This window comes from Gordonibacter sp. 28C (assembly GCF_003339845.1).
Classification (GTDB): Bacteria; Actinomycetota; Coriobacteriia; order Coriobacteriales; family Eggerthellaceae; genus Gordonibacter.
In genome coordinates this window covers 39559-55023 of sequence record NZ_PPTR01000015.1, presented here as the reverse complement: position 1 = coordinate 55023, position 15465 = coordinate 39559, and the positions used below count along the sequence as shown (strand labels likewise).

Below are 15465 nucleotides of genomic sequence, written 5' to 3'. Positions count from 1 at the left end.
GAACGGCCGCAGGGATGACAGCCCGTCGAAATTCCCCCCGACGAACTGCACGCCCGTTCACCTGGCTGATCCCAACAGCCAAAGCCAAAGACGCCTCGTATTCATCGATGCAAGAACCGTGCCACTTTTCAACTTGGACGACGGGGCAGGTCAAGGCGCAGCGATATCGAGACGACCCAAAATGAGGCTTCGAAGGATTCGTCACAATATGAGAATCGTTCCAAAATAAGAAAGCGCCATCGCAGAGAGCGAATGGCGCCTGTTGCGGACCCAGCCTTCGAACCTAGCTGCGCCGGCGCGCGGCGCGCGCGGGAATGCCGAGTTCTTCGCGGTACTTGTTCACCGTTCTGCGGGACACGGACACGCCTTCGCGCGCCAAGGCCTCGGAAAGGGCCTGGTCGCTGAGCGGGTTCGACGGATCCTCCTTCTCCACGAGCTCGCTTATGCGGTGCTTGACGCTGATGGACGACACCACGCGGTCGGCCGCGCGGTAGGCGGACGAATGGAAGAAGAAGCGGAGCTCGAACACGCCGCGCGGCGTTTGCATGTAGTTTCCGCTCGCGATGCGGCTCACCGTGGATTCCGACACGCCCGTCGCCTCGGCCACCTGGACCATGGTGAGGGGGCGCAGGCAGTCGTAGCCCTTCTCGAAAAACTCCACCTGCATCTCCACGATGCAGCACGCGATCTTGTGGAGCGTCGCGTGGCGGAAGTTGATGCCGTCGATGAGGCTCTCCGCCTCCTTGAGCTTCTCCTTCAAATACGTTTCGGCGTCGCGCTCCTTCACGTTCGAGGCCATCGCCCGGTACGTGGGGTTGATCTTCAAATGGGGCAGGTAGAAGTCTTGAAGGCTGACCTCGTACTCGCCGTTGCCGCACGATTCCACCACGACCTCCGGCCAGATGGGGCGCGACGGGCTGCCGAACTGGCTGGCCGGTCGGGGGTTGCACGTGCGGATGACGTCGAGCGCCTCGTTGAGCTCGGCGAGCGAGAGCCCCATGTCGCGCGCGATGGAGGCGGGGGTGCGCGTCTCGAATTCGGCGAGATGGCTCTTGACGAGCCGCTCGAGCGTGGGGGTGAGCTTGCCGCTTCTCCGCAGCTGCAGCTCAAGGCATTCGGCGAGGTTGCGGGCTCCCACGCCCGTGGGCTCGAACTGCTGGACGAGCTCGAGAACGCGGGCCACCTCCCGCTCGGGCGCGCCGAGCGCCACGGCAACCTGGTCGACGGACGTTCTCAGGTAGCCGCTGCCGTCGATGTTGCCGATGAGGTACTCGCCGATATCCTTTGCGCGCGGAGAATCAACCTGCATGCGCAGCTGGTCGAGCAGGAACTCGTCGAGCGTGTCCCCTTCGGCCAGGTACCGATCGAAGGAGAACGAGCGCTGGGACATGTCGCTGCGCTCGGCGTCGAACGTCTCCGGGCTGCCGTGGCCCCGTTTTTCAAAGAGCGCGTCGGCGCTCACGTCCGGCACGTACCGATCGGGGGTCAGGGGATGGCGCGGCTCGACCCAGTCGTCGTCGTCGAAAAACGGGTTCTCCTCGACGCATTTCCGCGCGAACTCGGACAGCTCCAGCGCCGACATGCGCAGGATGGCGATGCCCTGCTTGAGCTCGGTGGTCAGATGAAGGTGCTGCTGGAGGGAAAGGTCGGGCCTCTGGTCGATGTTCACGCGGCCGCCCCTTCCCAATCGAACGGGCGCACGCCCGGGAATGCGCCCGGCACCGCGCCCCGGTGCGCCCCGGCGCGGCCGAAGCGCGCCGAACGCCGCGGCCGAAACGACGCCGGCCGAAGCGTACGCTGGTTTCCCGCCAAAAAGCCCTGTCGCATGACAGCCTCTTCCCCCCGTCGGAAACAGCCTTCCGAGAACGCAGGGCCTCCTCCAACCCAGGGCCCTCGGATAGAACGGTGCCTATAGTAGCACGATCGAACGGAAAGGCGGCGAAATCGCCCTGGGGATGTTTCCGCAGCTTGGCCGCCCGCGAACGCGGTTCGACCCGAAGGACGCGCGCGCCGATCCTCCAAAGCGCGCGAAAAACAGGCCGCGAAAAGCGCTATCATGAAAGCGAGGCACCGAAGAGCGAGGAGATGGCGATGGAACGCGCAACGCATACTTTCACTTTCATGGGAACGGCCGCCGGATGCGGCGTGCCGGCGTTCTTCTGCGACTGCCCGGCGTGCGACGAGGCGCGCCGAGACCCGCGGGCGCGACGAGGCGACTGCGGCGTCATGGTGCGCGGCGAGAAGACCGTGCTCATCGACACGCCGCCCGACGTGCGCCACCAGCTTATCCGCGAGGACGTGCGCAACATCGACGAGCTTCTGTACACGCACGCGCATTTCGACCACCTGGGAGGCTTGGGCGAATTGGAATACCTGGTGCAGCTCGTGCGCAAGGCGCCGTTGCCCACGTACGGCAGCGCCGAGGCGCTGGAGGGGGCGAGCATCGAGTTCCATTACATGACCTATTGCCTGGACATGCACGAGCTCGCGCCTTATCAGCAGCTGGAGCTGGACGGCGCCCGCTACACGGCGTTGCCCGTCACGCACGCGCCGGGCACGTACGGCTACCTCATCGAGACGCCCGAGACGCGCCTGTTCTACGCGTCGGACACCGGCAAGCTGCCCCCCGAAACGGCCGAGCGCGTGCGCGATGTGGACGTCATGGCGATGGACGCCACGTTCTGGAAGCGCAACTGGTCCCCCGACGCGCACCACAGCGTGCAGGAGTGCATCGAAGAGGGCCTGGGGCTGGGCGCGAAGACGCTCTATCTCACGCACCTGGCCATGCACTACGACGAGCCCGTCACGCTCGCCGAGCTGGAAGACTACCTGCGGCAGTACGACGGCCGCGTGAAGCCCGCCGCCGACGGCCTGTCGTTCGCGTTTTGAGAAAGCGCGCATCGAAAACCCCGTAGGGGCGCTCTCCAGAGCGCCCGCTCGCGCGCAGCGCGAGAACGCGGGACCCGGTTGCTTTTCCGGCTTCGCCGGAACGGGCGATCAGGAGATCGCCCCTACGGTCAACCTGCCAGCATCTTCGTTCTTCGGGTTCGACAGGTCGACCTGCACGCTGTTTCTTCCTGTGGCGCAAACTACGCCGTGGAGCCGCCTCAACTGCTGCCGGCGCCGGCGGTGCAGGCGTAGCAGTGGTTGCCGAACGCGATGTCGCGTTGGAGCGGCAGCGTTGGGTCGGCCGCCAGCTCGGCGACGGTAAGGCCGTTCTTGCACGGAAGGCCGGCCGCTTGGTTGAAGTCGCAATCGTACAGCACGCCGTCCCATCCCACCGACAGCTGGCTGCGGCACATCATGGCGGGCACGGTGTCGGGGTTGAACGCGTCCACGAGCCTGCCCATGTAGCGTTTCAGGTTCCCCGTCTTGTGGAGCAGGTTCCCGAAACGCCCGAGCGGGTTGTTCGCGATGGCGAACACGTGGTCGAACACGATGCCGTAGTCCTCGGCGAGCTTCTGCCGGTACTCCTTCTCGAGGGCGTCCTGGTCGGGCGGAAGGAACGCGCCGCTCGGGTTGAACACCAGGTTGAGCACGAGCCCGTCCTCGCTCGCGCCCTCGGCGCGCCCGTAGCCCAGCGCGTTCAGCTTCTGCAGCATGGCTATGACCCCGTCGAACGTGTGCGCGCCGCGCTGCTTCTCGACGGGCTTCGCCGTGTAATGCGGCAGCGAGGCGAACACCGTCGCGCCCAGCTCGGCCAGCACTTCGGGCACGTGGCGGTACGGCTCGTCCAGCATCACGACGAGATTCGAGCGCACGATGACGTGCAACCCGCGCGCAACGGCTTCGCGGACGAACCACTCGAAGTCGGGGTTCATCTCGGGCGCGCCTCCCGTGACGTCGAGCGTCTCGAACCTGCGGCCCGACGCCACGTCCAGGCACGCCTGAAGCGTGTCGCGGGACATGACCTCGGTGCGGTTCGGACCGGCGTCCATGTGGCAGTGGCGACACGCCAGGTTGCACAGGCGGCCCACGTTCACCTGCAGCACGTCGAGGCCGTCGCGCGTGCGGCGCGTGCTTTCATCCGTCCGCTCGAAGAACGGCGGGAACGAGTCCATGACGGCTTGGGCCGCCTCGTCGGTCGCGGGCATGGCTTACATTTCCAGCTGCTTGACCACGTTCTTCATCTGCACGCCGTGCACGAGCGCGGCCCCGCCGCGGATGGCGTTCGCCACGTGGATGGCCTCGGTCATCTGCTCCTCGGTCACGCCCTTCTCCAGGCACGACTGGGTGTAGGAGTCGATGCAGTACGGGCACTGCACGGCCGCCGCCACCGCCAGCGCGACGATGGCCTTCTCGCGCGCCGTGAGCGCGCCTTCGGCGAACACCTTGCCGTAGTAGGCCATGTAGAGGTCCCAGAGCTCGGGGGCCTCCTCTCCCATGGTCGAGAACTTGTCCAGGTCCTCCGGGTTGTAATAGGTTTCCATGGCTTTCATCCCTTTCGCTGCCGCCTGCTCGTTCGGTGATCCATCGAGCAATGATAGATTATGTCTTATACTAGATTATCACCATTATCGTGTTTTGGCTAGCCTCGCCTCCGACCTCTCGACGGGCCCCGAGGCGAGCAGGCGGGCTTTTTCGAGCGGCGAACGGGGTTCGGGGCGCTCGATGGTGAAGAGTTTCTGGTGATGAACTTTTCGACAGGGTGGGGAGACGGGGCTGCCGTATACTGGGCTCATCCGATGGCATTCGGATTCGCTAGCGCTTCGAGCGCTGCCCGTTTTTTCATCATCGACGACATTTTCGATGCGACCCGCCTCGCTGGCGTCGGCCGCTCGTCGTCTTGCGTCGGCGGATGCTTTCCGCCGCGTTCGCGCCAAAGCGCCCGAGCCGCTCGGTTCGGCCGCACACGGCGCATGAAAGAAACGACAACGGAATACGCACTTCGACCGAAAGGACCTCATGTCTTTGCATGTTGCACGCTCTTTGCCCGACAACGCCTACACCCGCGCCCTGCGAGGCGCCGTGCCCGTGCCCACCGGCGGAAAGGACAAGCTCGCGTTCCAAACGCTCATGGTGTTCTGCATGGTCACGAGCATGGTGACCATCAACTGGCTGCTGCACGCGTCGGACATCACCTGGGCCGCGTACTCGCAGGCGCTCTACGAGTACCCCCTCACGTTCGCGGCCGCCTTCTGCGTTCGCCTGCTCGTCGCCAACCCCATCGTGGCACGGGTGGCTCCCGTCGTCGTGCCGTCCGGCATCGTCGGGTTCAAGCGCACGGTGGCCATGACGCTGGTGAACGTGGTTTCCATGGTGACGTTCATGACCTTCTTCGGCGTGCTCATCTCCAACGGGCCCGCCGGATTCACCTGGCTCGCCTACGCCGAAGGCCTGCCCGTGTCCCTCGTGTTGGCGTTCGCCGTGAACCTGCTGGCCGTGGGACCCTTCGTGAAAATCGCCTACGCGTACGCCGTCGGGCCCGGTCTCGCCCGGCTGCGCGAGAAGATCGGCGAGGCGCGCGCGGCGGCAAGCTCCCTCGTTCCGAGCGTGCTTGCCGACAAAGGCGAGTAGCCGCTCGGCCCGCAGGGCACAATTCCGCGAATCGACGTGAATTCTCGGTCAAAGAAAAATTCCCTGCCGGACGGTATTGCCAACTAGTAGATATCGTCTTATAATCGAGAAGGTCTGAAACACAGGAGCCGGAAGCGCGGGAGCGCTCCCGGCTCTCCTGCTTTCGCCCCTCGGCGCCTTCGGCGCGCTTCCCGCAGACGCGGCCTTTCCGCACGATTCATCCTCCCGTGTGGACGAAAATCAACAGGGGCTAGTACGCACGGATCGATACCGCCTCTCCTCGCACCGGTACAATGACGGCGTCTCGCGCTTTCGCGCATGTCATACGAACACACAGAGGGGATGAATCGATGAAAGCCTACAAGACGGTTATCTACAGCTTCCTGATAGGCGGCGTGCTCGCGCTCGTCGCCCAAGCGATCGTCACGGTATGGACCCAGGTGCTCACCGGCACGCCCATGCAGTTCTTCATCGGCGGGGCGACGCTCGTCAGCATGGGCGTCATCGGCTGCGTGCTGGGCGGGTTCGCCACCTACCAGTTGGTGGAGGAGTGGGGCACGTTCGGCGCGCTGCTGCCGTTCTCCGGCTTCGCCATGGCCGTGGGCATGAAGATGGTGGGGCCCTGGACGAAGCAGAACGCCACGGCGGGCAAGGCGGTTTGGCAGGGACTGTGGCTGGTCATATGGTTCAACGCCGTGGCCGCCGGCATAAGCATCCTGTTCGGCTACGCATGCGGCGCCATGGGAGTCGAGCCGCTCGTGGCCGCGGAGAAGAACACGACCGCGCTCGTGTTCCCCCTGGCCTTCCTCGTGGGCGGTCTGCTGTGCGCGCTTTTCCAGGTGGTCTATTTGGTGGTTAAGAGCATCACGCCGAAGTGCCAGCCCGTGTGGATCCTGCTCACGGCCTGGTTCTGCGGCGCCGTGTTCGCACCGATCGGCGTGTCGGGCGTGCTGGCGAACTTCGCCGGACAGGGTTTCAGCGTGATGATTCCCGTGGGCGGCTACAACATGTACAATGTGGGCGTGTCGTTCGCGATGGGCGAGTTCGGCGAGGGGATCGTGCACTTGGGATCGTTCTTCCTGGCCGTGGCCGGCCTGTTCTTCACCGGCTTGGCCACGTTCCTCATCTACAACGCCAAGTTCGGCCGCACGCCCATCCACGAGGTCCATCGCGCGAAGGCGCAGCATCTCATGGACGAGCTCGACGAGATACACCCGAACGCGACCGGCGCGTCCGTCACAGCATCGGCCGAAGCGGTGCCCATGGCCGTGGCCGAAGAGGCCGTGGACCGATCGATCGGATAAGACGCTCGCCGACGGCGCGCCCCGCCGCAGAAGGCGGACCGGATTCGGAAATAGGAGGCCTCATGGGCAAGAAGGGCAGCGCTGCGAAGGCGCAGGCCGAAATAGAGCGGCTCAAGGCGAAGCAGCGCCTCGACATCATCAAGATCCTGGCGGCGCTCGCCGTGATGATGCTGATACTGCTGGGCAAGCCGATGCTGGAAGTCGCCGGTATCCTGCAAGAGGGCAACATGGTGGTGAGCGGCGCGATGTGGATATCGGCGTTCATCCTGGCCATCTTCGCGGGAGCTGCGGGAAGGGACTTCTCGAAGTGCGGACGCAGCATCAAGGAAACCCGCACGCGGTTCGGCCTGTGAGCCCCGCCGAAAGCACCGCATTCATACTCTAGAACCATACCAGCCGTGGTATGGTTCGCGACGGCCCCCTTCGTATAATAGCGGCGTCAGCCGACTCCGAAGGGGGCCCACATGTCTATCATGTCCGTTCTCGTGCCGTTCGTCGCACTCGCCACCGGCTTCGCCATCATCATGATCCTGCTCTACCGCAACCTGCAAAGGCTCGACGAAGAGGCCGCCGAAGCCTGGAACCGGGTTCAGGAGCAGCGCATCGAGCGTTTGGACGCCTCCCGACAGCTGATCGACACCTTGGCCGCAAGCGCCGAGTTCGCCGACGCGCCCACGGACGACGTCCGCCGAGCGCTGGACGCCTGCCGAAAGGCGGACGGGATCGAAGCGGCCGCCGAGGCCGACAGCGCGCTCGCTCAAGCCTGGCGCGCCTTCTCCGCTGCAACCGATATGCGCCGCGCAACCGCGCTCGACCGCGCGCACGAGGCGATCGAGCGGCTGAACGAGGCCGACAAGCGCCTGCCTTTGCGCGAACGCCTGTACAACAACGCGGCAACGACGTACAACAACGCCGGCGTGACCTTCCCCGCCCTGCTCGTGGCAAAACGCGCCCGGCATACGGCGCGGCCGCTCTACCGTCCTCTGCACCTCCGCGCCGCCAGCGACCAGGCCAGCGCAGCCGACGTCGAGACCCTGGCCGACAAGTCCCCGCGCATCATGAACGCCTACATGCTGTGGGCCGTGGGCATGTCGGACGCCACGCTGGAGGAGGCCGACGGAAGCTGACGAGAGGGAGCTACGCCAAGGTAAGGGCCATGACCAGGGCGTCTTCGGGAGGATCGTCGTAGTAGCCCGCGCGCACGGCCACCACCAGAAAGCCCAGACGCGCGTAGAACGCGCAGGCCACGGCGTTTCCGGCGCGCACTTCGAGCTTGAGCGCGGCATGGCCCTCATCGCAGGCGCACCGCGCCGCCTGTTCCACGAGCGCGCGGCCCACGCCGGCCTTGCGGAAGGCGGGGTCCACGGCCACGCGCACGATGGCGGCTCCCTCCGGCGTTCCCCACCAGCCCAGATAGCCCGCCACGTCGCCGTCCACCACGGCGACGGTATAACGCGCGCACGGATTGTGGCGAAGTTCGAGCGCGAAGGCGAGCGGCGTCCACGGGTCGCGGAACGACGCCACCTCGATGCCCATGACGCTTCCCAGGTCGCTTTCCGTCATGGGGCGCAGCACGAGCGTCTCGGCCGCCGCGCCCTCCCCTTCCGCGGCGCGCGCACCGCCCGTCGCCGCAGGGCGGGGCGCCGACGCCGCCGCTCCGTCGCCGAACACCGGGCCCGCGTACGTCCACGACCGCACGCCCTCTTGCGGCTTCTGCCCTATCGCCACGAACGATTGGCTGGCGAAGTAGTAATCGTCGCGTTCGAACAGCGCGCCCCACGCGTCGACGAGGGATCGTATCTCCGCCGCCGCGGCCTCGTCCACGCAAGGCGGCACGTTGCGCCGGAAGTACACGCAGCGCTCGAACAGCTCCCGCCGCTCGTCGAGCCCCTTGCCGGCCGTGTCGGTGGAGAACGTGCGCACGCGCACGTTCTCCAAGCCCGCGCGCTTCATGAGCGTGTAGCATTTCTCGCCGTTGTAACGGTCGGTGCGGGACGTGTGCGGGGTGTTCGGCAGCACGTGCCGCTCGTACAGCTCGAACAGCCGGCGCATGACGTCGTCAGGATCGGGATAGGACAGCTTCGCGGCGTCGTCGACGGTCTTCACCACCACGAAGCCGCCCGGATCGAGCAGCCGGAACGCCTTGTCGAGCGCCGCCTGCGGATCGGGAAGATGCTGCAGCACATGCGAGAAGTACACGAGGTCGAAGCGCTCCTCGTCGCCCGGCTCGTATTCCTCGAACGTCGCGCACGAGAACGAGAAGCGGGGATCGTCGGCCGCGAGCGCGGCGGCGTCGGCCACGGCGTCGGCCATGGGGTCGATGCCCACCACGCGCGACACGCCGGCGTAGGGCGCGAACTTGAGCCGCGTGTTGAACCCGTCGAAGCATCCTACGTCCAGCACGCGCACGCCGTCCCTTCCGGCCAGGTTCACCGCCTCGAACGCGGCGTAGTCCTCAGGCGCGGTGCGGTACGCCTGCTTCGTGATCTGCGCTTTGCCCCACGACACGGCCGCCTCCTTCCCTCGCGTCTCCCTCGAGCGCGCCGTATTTCGCCTGCAGCCGCGCGTTCGCGGGCTTGCACAGCGCGCCGCACACCAGCGACAGCAGCGCGAAGGCGGGAACGAGCACGAAGAACGACTCGTAGCCGCCCGTCCACTCGTACAGCGCCGCCGCCACGAGCGGGAACACCAGGTTGAACGGCGCCAGCACGACGGCGCTGATGCCGGTGTTCATGGCCAGGTCGCGCTGCCCGAACGTCGTGCGCATGTACGAGGTGTTTATGGCCGCGTACATGCCGTACAAAAGCCCCTCAATGAGCAAAAACGGCGCGAACATCCAGGGCACCTCGAACCAGTACGCCGCCGCCATGCCCACCGACACGGCCAACGCCAGCGCCGGCAGCACCACGAGCGTGCGGTTCTGCCCGATGCGGTCGTACAGGATGCCGCCGAGCGGCCGGCCGAACCCGTTGCCCAAGCCGAGCGCGCCCACGGCCGCCGTGGCGAACGCGATGGACGACCCGATGCCCGTCATCATGACGGACGCCTCGGCTATCACGGCGCCGCCCGCGCCCATGACCACGCTGCGCCAGATGCAGAACAGCCAAAACGACGGCTCGCGCACCGTCTTGGAGCCGGGCAGGCTCACGCCCACGTTGTCGCGCTTCGGTTTGAGCGCGGCGATGCGCGCGGGCGGCTCCTGGATGAAGTTGACGGCGACGAGCGCCTCCACGAGCGCCAGCGCCGCGATGACGACAAACGCAAGCCGCCAGCCCAGCGGCGAGTAGATGAGCGCCGAGGCCAAGGACCCCAGCACCAGCGCGCCCATGCCGAACCCCATGACCAAGACGCCGGACGAGAAGCCCACCTTGTCCCCGAACCAAGCGAGCGTGTTCGTGGTCCACACGGTGTAGCTCATGCCCGATCCGAACCCGCAGCATACGCCGTAGAACACGTAAAGCTGCCACAGCTCGGTGATGAACTGGCACGAGAACAGCCCCGCCACGATGAGCGACGTGGAGATCACGAAGCACGTGCGCAGCGAGATCGCCTTCGAGAGGGGCCCGATGGACAGCATGCCGAGCGACAGCCCTATCATGGCCACGGAGAACACGAGCGACGTCTGGCTGCGCGACCAACCGAACTCGGCCTCGAGCGGAGGGATGAAGATGGACCACGCGTAGATCGTGCCGAACATGAGCATGGTCAGGACGCCGCATACGAGGATGGCGTAGCGGTTCTTGCGTATGTCGGCCACGCCCCTCGCCTCCCCTGAAAGCGCTCTGCGAGGGCGTCGCCGCCCTCGCATCGAAAACCGCGCGGGCAACCCGCGCGCGATCTTGTCCTGTCTGCAAACCTACCACCGGCGCGCGGCGGACCCCTACCATAAGGAGTATGAAAACGAGAGCATCTAGTACGCACGACTATACGCGCGCTCGCGCGCCCAAGGCACAATGGAAGATGTCGCACGGCATGCCCCGCGCTGTTCGTGCATTCGTGTAACCATTGAAAGAGAGGGGATCCATGCCTGGTATGACCGTCGGCCAGATCAAGAGCAAGCGAGTGCTCTACCTGGCCTTATCCACGCTCACGTTGCTGTTTCTGGGGCTCATCTACGCGTTCTCCATGTTCGCGGCGCCCATATGCACCACGTTCGGCCTCGAGAAGAGCGCCGTGGGCCTCACGTTCAACATCATGATGATCACGTTCTGCGTCGGCGCCGTCATCGGCTCGCAGATCGAGGGCAAGATCGGCGTGCGCAACACGCTGTTCGTGGCCGCCGCGCTGTTCTTCTGCGGCTTCGCCGGCACCGGCCTGTTCGGCCAGGGAAGCATCACCGTGGTGTACCTGTGCTACGGCGTGCTGGGCGGCCTGGGCGTGGGCGTGGGCTACAACTCCGTCATCGCCACCACCAACGTGTGGTTCCCCGACAAGGTGGGCTTCTCGTCGGGCGTGCTCATGATGGGCTTCGGCTTGGGCTCGCTCATCTTGGGCACGCTCTCGGTGAACCTGGCGCCGACGCTCGGCCTGGGCACCGTGTTCGTGGCCATCGGCGTCATCACCGCGCTCGTCGTGGTCGTACTGGCCTGCACGCTGCGCCGCCCGCCGGCGAACATCGTGGCGCTCATGGCGCCCGAGAAGGCCACCGCCAGCGGCTACGACCCGGGCGAGCAGGACACGCCGCTCAAGTCGTCCACGTTCTACGTGTACTGGGTCTGGGCTATCATCGTCATCGCCATCGGCTTGGCCACCATCGGCAACTGCGCCTCCGACGCGCAGGCCGTGGGCTTCGACGTGGGCTTCGCCACGCTGCTCGTGGGCTTGGTGTCCACCTGCAACGGCTTGGCGCGCGTGGTCATCGGCCTCATCTACGACAAGACGAACGTGAAGGTGACCATGCTGGTCGACGGCCTCATCGCCGTGGCCGCCTGCGCATGCATCATCGGCGCGTTCACCACCGGCATCTCGGCGCTCTACGTGGTGGGCGCGTTCTGCTGCGGCTTCTGCTACGGCGGCGTGCCCGTGGTGGCCTCGGCGTTCGCCCGCCAGCGCTACGGCGCCAAGAAGTACCCGCTCAACCTGTCGCTGGCGAACTTCGCTATCGTGTTCGGCTCCATTCTGAACATCGTGGTGCAAGGCGCCGTGGGCGGCGACAACCGCTTGGCCGTGTTCATGGTCATGGGCGTGCTGTCGCTCGTGGCCGCGCTGGACGTGCTGCCGTTCTCCAAGAAGTGGAACGGCGACATGAAGATGCTCGAAGGCCGCAAGGCCAAGGCGGCGACCGAAGGCTCCGCAACCGGCGCCGACGCAACCGAGACGGCCGCAGCCGCCTCGTAAGCAAGTCGCCCTCGCGGGATCGGTGGGCTTGGCACCTCCCCAAGCCCACCGATCCCCGTCGGCACGGCCCCTCGAACGCAAGAGGCCGTGCCGACGGGGATCACGCGATCCTATTCAGGGGAAAGGAACACGTTATGGGCAGAAGCATGAGCCAACGCAAGGCGAAGGCGTACGAAGACATCGAGCGCCTCAAAGCGAACCGTCGCAAGGACATCATAAAATGCGCCGCCGCCCTCGCCGCCATCGTGGTGCTGGTGACGGTCAAGCTGGCACTGGAGACGAGCGGCGTTTTGGAAGTGGGCAACATGGCCGTCGGCGCCGCCATGATGATGGCCGGCATCGGCCTGGCCATCTTGGGAGGCACCTCGAGCGTCGACTTCACCCGCTCGGGCAACGAGATCAGGGGCATCCAAGCCAGCGTGGGCATCACGAAAGAGGATCTCAAAGCCTACGAGCAGGCGAAGCGCGAGGGGTAAACGCTTCGCATCGTGATGGCTCCCGTAGGGGCGGGCTGCTGCCCGCCCGGCACGACTGGCTACGACCGAACGAAACGACGAGGCGAGCGCACGATGCGTTCGCCTCGTCGTTTATCCGCTTCGAACATTTCGGCACCGGACAGCAGCCCGCCCCTACGGGATCGCCGAACGCCGAAAACGTCCAACACCGACCCCTCTCACCTACTGCGATCGGTCGCCCCCCTCCACGGCAAACCCGCTTCATGTGGCAAGAACGAACCGCGTCTCTGTCGTTTTTGCAGGAGCCGGAGGGTGCTCGCCTCGGCGCAGCGAGTTCCGCACGAGCCGAAGGCCCCAGCGGGGCCTTCGTGCGAGCCCAGGACTGCCCGAGCTGCGCCGAGGCGAGCACCCTCCGGCTCCGGACAGGTTGAAAGGCTCAGTGCCCCGTGACGCCGTTGCCGGTGAGCTCGGTGGCCAGCACGAAGGCGACCAGGAGAAGCCCCAAAACCACCCAGCAAAAGATCTTCGCGGTTTTCGTCGACACCGGCCCTATGCGATCGCTGCGCGGGTCGTTGTCAACCGTGAAAGCGGCGGCGCGAATCTCCTTGGTAAAGCGCGTGCGGCACTTCGTGCAGTGATCCTCGGCGGCCGATTCCTTGCCGCAGAACGGACAGATGATAGCGCTCATCGCGAACCCCCTTGTATCGATTCGGCCATCCGGCACCGGGCACGCCGCGTCGCCGCGAACGGCGCCCCGACGTGCGGATCGGTCGGGTTTGCCAGGGCGGATCGTCGATCCGCCCTGGCAAACCCGACCGACGAGGCCCCCGAACAACTTGGGAACCCCGTCGGTCGAACGTCAATCCTTGCGCTCCCGCATGATCGGCAGGACGCGCGTCGAAACCTTAAACCTTACGCCTTCGCGTCGGCAGCCTCATCGGCGATATCGTCGATGTTCATGCCCTTAGCGCCCTTGGGAAGCAGGAAGCCAGCCAAGAAGCCGAACGCCATGGGAGCGGCCAACAGCATGATGAGCGGAGAGAACGCCCAACCGGCAGCCTTCAAACCGCCCAGGATGATGGGCGACAAGATACCGGCGGACTTGCCCAGAGCAACGATCGTCGCAACGCCGGAGTTGCGGAACTCGGTGGGGTACGACTCGGACATCATCGGCTGAGCAGCGGTGATGGCGTAGTTCAGAGCGAAGCCCATGAACACGAACGCGATGAGGTACGGCCAGAAGCTCGTCTCGGCGGGAAGCTTGACCACCTGGGACACGATGAGGCAGGCAACCACCGACAGGCCGTAGCCGAAGATGAGGTTGCGCTTGCGGCCCATGGCCTCCGACACGAAACCGGTGGTGCAGTTGGCCACGACGGACGCGGCGTTCTGCGCCATGGCCAGCATGTACGACGCGGTGACGGCGCCGCCCGTGGCCTCGAGCATCAGGGCCGGCAGCCAGGCGTTCACACCGTAGATGCTGAAGTTGCCGGCGAAGTAGATGATAACCAGAGCGATGGTGGTCTTCAGGTACTTGCCCTTCCACACCTCGGCCGGGCTCGACTTGGCGGACACCGGCGGAACGAGAAGGTTCTCGGGCTTGAGCTCGTAGGGGATCTCCTTGCCCGCGCGCTTCTCAATGCGCTCGAGGGTTTTCACCGCACCGTCGAGCTTGCCGTGCACGGCGCACCAGTGAGCCGATTCCGGCGTGAACTTGCCGAAGATGAACGCGTAGATCACCGGCAAAGCGCCGATGGCGTAGCACCAGTGCCACGTGGCGACCTGGACCATGACGGTGCCCACCAGGGCGGCCACAACCCAGCCCACGATCATCCACGCCATGCCGAACGTGATGAAGAACGAACGCTGCTTCGTGGGGGTGAACTCCGTGAACAGCGTGGTGACGATAGGCGTGCACACACCCAGGAACAGGCCGGCGAGCACGCGGAAAACCGCGAAGATCTCGTAGCTCGGTGCGAAGATGCACGGGATGGTGAGCAGGCCGTACATGAACGTGCCGATGGTGAGGATCTTGCGGCGGCCGAACTTGTCGGACAGCGGGCCGGCTGCGAACGAGCCCACCACGATGCCGATGGTCGACCAGGACGACAGGGCGCCCTTGAGGGCGTCGTTGCCCGCAGGACCGAAGAACTCCTGCATGATCTGCGTGTTGGTGTAGGAGATGATCATGTAGTCGTAACCGTCGAACATCATCGCTATGCCAACGAGGAAGAAAATGGAGATGGTAAACTTGCTGACTCCGAGGGAGTCGATCGCCTGGGAAATGGTGAACTTCCCGGGCGACTTAGCAGCTGCACTCATAATCCGCTCCTTGGGACGTTCCCCGACCCTTATGAGCTGTTCTTTCAAGTCGGAGAATCTGATAGGCGGCCGTCGGGCAGTGCGGATCCCGCGCAAAAGAAGGCGTTCCCGCTTCGTGCGCTAGCCCTGGATTTGTAGACTCGGATCGAGGCATCGTCTTCTTTTGCTCTTTCAGCATTTCCCCGTGAAAACGTTTCAACCCTGCCAGGCGGCCATGTAAAGACGGAGGGGACCCCAATCTCGAGAAAGAGATCCCCTCGCCGTTGGAACTGCTACTCTTCGCCGAGAATCTTCTCGACGGCCTTCTTGTCCTGGTTCAGGCGCTCGGAGTCATCGATCGGCTTGAACGTCGCGCTCTCGATGGACTTGTCGGCAACCTTCTCCTTCTCAGCGCCGCACTTCTTGCACGACGTGGCATCGGCCGCGTTGAAAGTACCGCACTCGGTGCACTTCCACAGAATCTTCCCCAGTGGAGGCGGACGGAATCCGCCTTTCTCCTGACGAGCCATAGCTCTACCTCCTTCGTTCCA

At 65.3% G+C, this 15465-nt stretch carries 15 protein-coding genes; 7 read left to right on the top strand and 8 right to left on the bottom strand.

Features of this window, described 5'->3' with window-relative positions:
• Nucleotides 1-283: 283 nt before the first annotated feature.
• Entirely contained in the window at nucleotides 284-1669 is a 1386-nt protein-coding gene (gene rpoN, locus C1878_RS14700; protein ID WP_158539838.1) for an RNA polymerase factor sigma-54, read from the bottom strand.
• A gap of 422 nt (nucleotides 1670-2091) precedes the next feature.
• Between rpoN and C1878_RS14695 the strand changes: the two genes are divergently transcribed.
• On the top strand, nucleotides 2092-2889 hold the full coding sequence (locus C1878_RS14695; protein ID WP_158539837.1) for an MBL fold metallo-hydrolase: 798 nt from the start codon (nucleotides 2092-2094) through the stop codon (nucleotides 2887-2889).
• 218 nt (nucleotides 2890-3107) lie between these two features.
• Here the strand turns inward: C1878_RS14695 and arsS are convergent, their stop codons facing one another.
• Together arsS and C1878_RS14685 are read right to left on the bottom strand one after the other, a co-directional pair.
• Entirely contained in the window at nucleotides 3108-4094 is a 987-nt protein-coding gene (arsS, locus tag C1878_RS14690) for an arsenosugar biosynthesis radical SAM (seleno)protein ArsS (protein ID WP_114602356.1), read from the bottom strand.
• Nucleotides 4095-4097: 3 nt separating this feature from the next.
• On the bottom strand, nucleotides 4098-4430 hold the full coding sequence (locus C1878_RS14685) for an arsenosugar biosynthesis-associated peroxidase-like protein (RefSeq protein WP_080144725.1): 333 nt from the start codon (nucleotides 4428-4430) through the stop codon (nucleotides 4098-4100).
• Nucleotides 4431-4905: 475 nt separating this feature from the next.
• On the opposite strand from C1878_RS14685, the gene C1878_RS14680 reads away from it, so the two are divergent.
• The 4 genes from C1878_RS14680 (at nucleotide 4906) to C1878_RS14665 (ending at nucleotide 7948) form a co-directional block, all read left to right on the top strand.
• Complete coding sequence (locus C1878_RS14680) at nucleotides 4906-5517, top strand: hypothetical protein (protein WP_147272963.1); 612 nt, start codon at nucleotides 4906-4908, stop codon at nucleotides 5515-5517.
• Between the two features lie 350 nt (nucleotides 5518-5867).
• Complete coding sequence (locus C1878_RS14675) at nucleotides 5868-6821, top strand: SpoVA/SpoVAEb family sporulation membrane protein (RefSeq protein WP_158539836.1); 954 nt, start codon at nucleotides 5868-5870, stop codon at nucleotides 6819-6821.
• A 62-nt stretch (nucleotides 6822-6883) separates the two neighbouring features.
• Nucleotides 6884-7174, top strand: a complete 291-nt coding sequence (locus C1878_RS14670; protein WP_114602353.1) for a hypothetical protein — start codon at nucleotides 6884-6886, stop codon at nucleotides 7172-7174.
• A 111-nt stretch (nucleotides 7175-7285) separates the two neighbouring features.
• The gene (locus C1878_RS14665) at nucleotides 7286-7948 is read left to right on the top strand and encodes a LemA family protein (RefSeq protein ID WP_114602352.1); all 663 of its coding nucleotides are present in this window, start codon (nucleotides 7286-7288) and stop codon (nucleotides 7946-7948) included.
• Nucleotides 7949-7958: 10 nt separating this feature from the next.
• Here C1878_RS14665 and rimI read toward each other — a convergent pair whose 3' ends face one another.
• Together rimI and C1878_RS14655 are read right to left on the bottom strand one after the other, a co-directional pair.
• Nucleotides 7959-9329, bottom strand: a complete 1371-nt coding sequence (rimI, locus tag C1878_RS14660) for a ribosomal protein S18-alanine N-acetyltransferase (protein WP_114602351.1) — start codon at nucleotides 9327-9329, stop codon at nucleotides 7959-7961.
• The gene (locus C1878_RS14655; RefSeq protein WP_158539835.1) at nucleotides 9277-10578 is read right to left on the bottom strand and encodes a nitrate/nitrite transporter; all 1302 of its coding nucleotides are present in this window, start codon (nucleotides 10576-10578) and stop codon (nucleotides 9277-9279) included. The genes rimI and C1878_RS14655 overlap by 53 nt, the downstream gene beginning before the upstream one ends.
• 266 nt (nucleotides 10579-10844) lie before the next feature.
• Here C1878_RS14655 and C1878_RS14650 point away from each other — a divergent pair, with 266 nt between their 5' ends.
• Together C1878_RS14650 and C1878_RS14645 are read left to right on the top strand one after the other, a co-directional pair.
• Nucleotides 10845-12158, top strand: a complete 1314-nt coding sequence (locus tag C1878_RS14650) for an MFS transporter (protein ID WP_114602349.1) — start codon at nucleotides 10845-10847, stop codon at nucleotides 12156-12158.
• A 134-nt stretch (nucleotides 12159-12292) separates the two neighbouring features.
• Nucleotides 12293-12634 (top strand): hypothetical protein, encoded by a 342-nt coding sequence (locus tag C1878_RS14645; RefSeq protein ID WP_114602348.1) that lies wholly within the window; start codon nucleotides 12293-12295, stop codon nucleotides 12632-12634.
• A 415-nt stretch (nucleotides 12635-13049) separates the two neighbouring features.
• On the opposite strand, the gene C1878_RS14640 is transcribed toward C1878_RS14645, so the two are convergent.
• From C1878_RS14640 to C1878_RS14630, 3 genes are all read right to left on the bottom strand, one after another.
• Nucleotides 13050-13301 (bottom strand): hypothetical protein, encoded by a 252-nt coding sequence (locus C1878_RS14640; protein ID WP_114602347.1) that lies wholly within the window; start codon nucleotides 13299-13301, stop codon nucleotides 13050-13052.
• 224 nt (nucleotides 13302-13525) lie between these two features.
• Nucleotides 13526-14935: an MFS transporter gene (locus tag C1878_RS14635; RefSeq protein ID WP_114602346.1), complete on the bottom strand. Its 1410-nt coding sequence runs from the start codon at nucleotides 14933-14935 to the stop codon at nucleotides 13526-13528.
• A 272-nt stretch (nucleotides 14936-15207) separates the two neighbouring features.
• Complete coding sequence (locus tag C1878_RS14630) at nucleotides 15208-15444, bottom strand: hypothetical protein (protein WP_080144714.1); 237 nt, start codon at nucleotides 15442-15444, stop codon at nucleotides 15208-15210.
• Between the last annotated feature and the right edge of the window lie 21 nt (nucleotides 15445-15465).

Coding starts and splice junctions, on each gene's coding strand:
- C1878_RS14650 (WP_114602349.1), top strand. CDS start 10,845: ATGCCTGGTATGACCGTCGGCCAGATCAAGAGCAAGCGAGTGCTCTAC.
- C1878_RS14695 (WP_158539837.1), top strand. CDS start 2,092: ATGGAACGCGCAACGCATACTTTCACTTTCATGGGAACGGCCGCCGGA.
- C1878_RS14640 (WP_114602347.1), bottom strand. CDS start 13,301: ATGAGCGCTATCATCTGTCCGTTCTGCGGCAAGGAATCGGCCGCCGAG.
- C1878_RS14635 (WP_114602346.1), bottom strand. CDS start 14,935: ATGAGTGCAGCTGCTAAGTCGCCCGGGAAGTTCACCATTTCCCAGGCG.
- C1878_RS14670 (WP_114602353.1), top strand. CDS start 6,884: ATGGGCAAGAAGGGCAGCGCTGCGAAGGCGCAGGCCGAAATAGAGCGG.
- C1878_RS14630 (WP_080144714.1), bottom strand. CDS start 15,444: ATGGCTCGTCAGGAGAAAGGCGGATTCCGTCCGCCTCCACTGGGGAAG.
- C1878_RS14675 (WP_158539836.1), top strand. CDS start 5,868: ATGAAAGCCTACAAGACGGTTATCTACAGCTTCCTGATAGGCGGCGTG.
- C1878_RS14685 (WP_080144725.1), bottom strand. CDS start 4,430: ATGGAAACCTATTACAACCCGGAGGACCTGGACAAGTTCTCGACCATG.
- C1878_RS14665 (WP_114602352.1), top strand. CDS start 7,286: ATGTCTATCATGTCCGTTCTCGTGCCGTTCGTCGCACTCGCCACCGGC.
- arsS (WP_114602356.1), bottom strand. CDS start 4,094: ATGCCCGCGACCGACGAGGCGGCCCAAGCCGTCATGGACTCGTTCCCG.
- C1878_RS14680 (WP_147272963.1), top strand. CDS start 4,906: ATGTCTTTGCATGTTGCACGCTCTTTGCCCGACAACGCCTACACCCGC.
- C1878_RS14645 (WP_114602348.1), top strand. CDS start 12,293: ATGGGCAGAAGCATGAGCCAACGCAAGGCGAAGGCGTACGAAGACATC.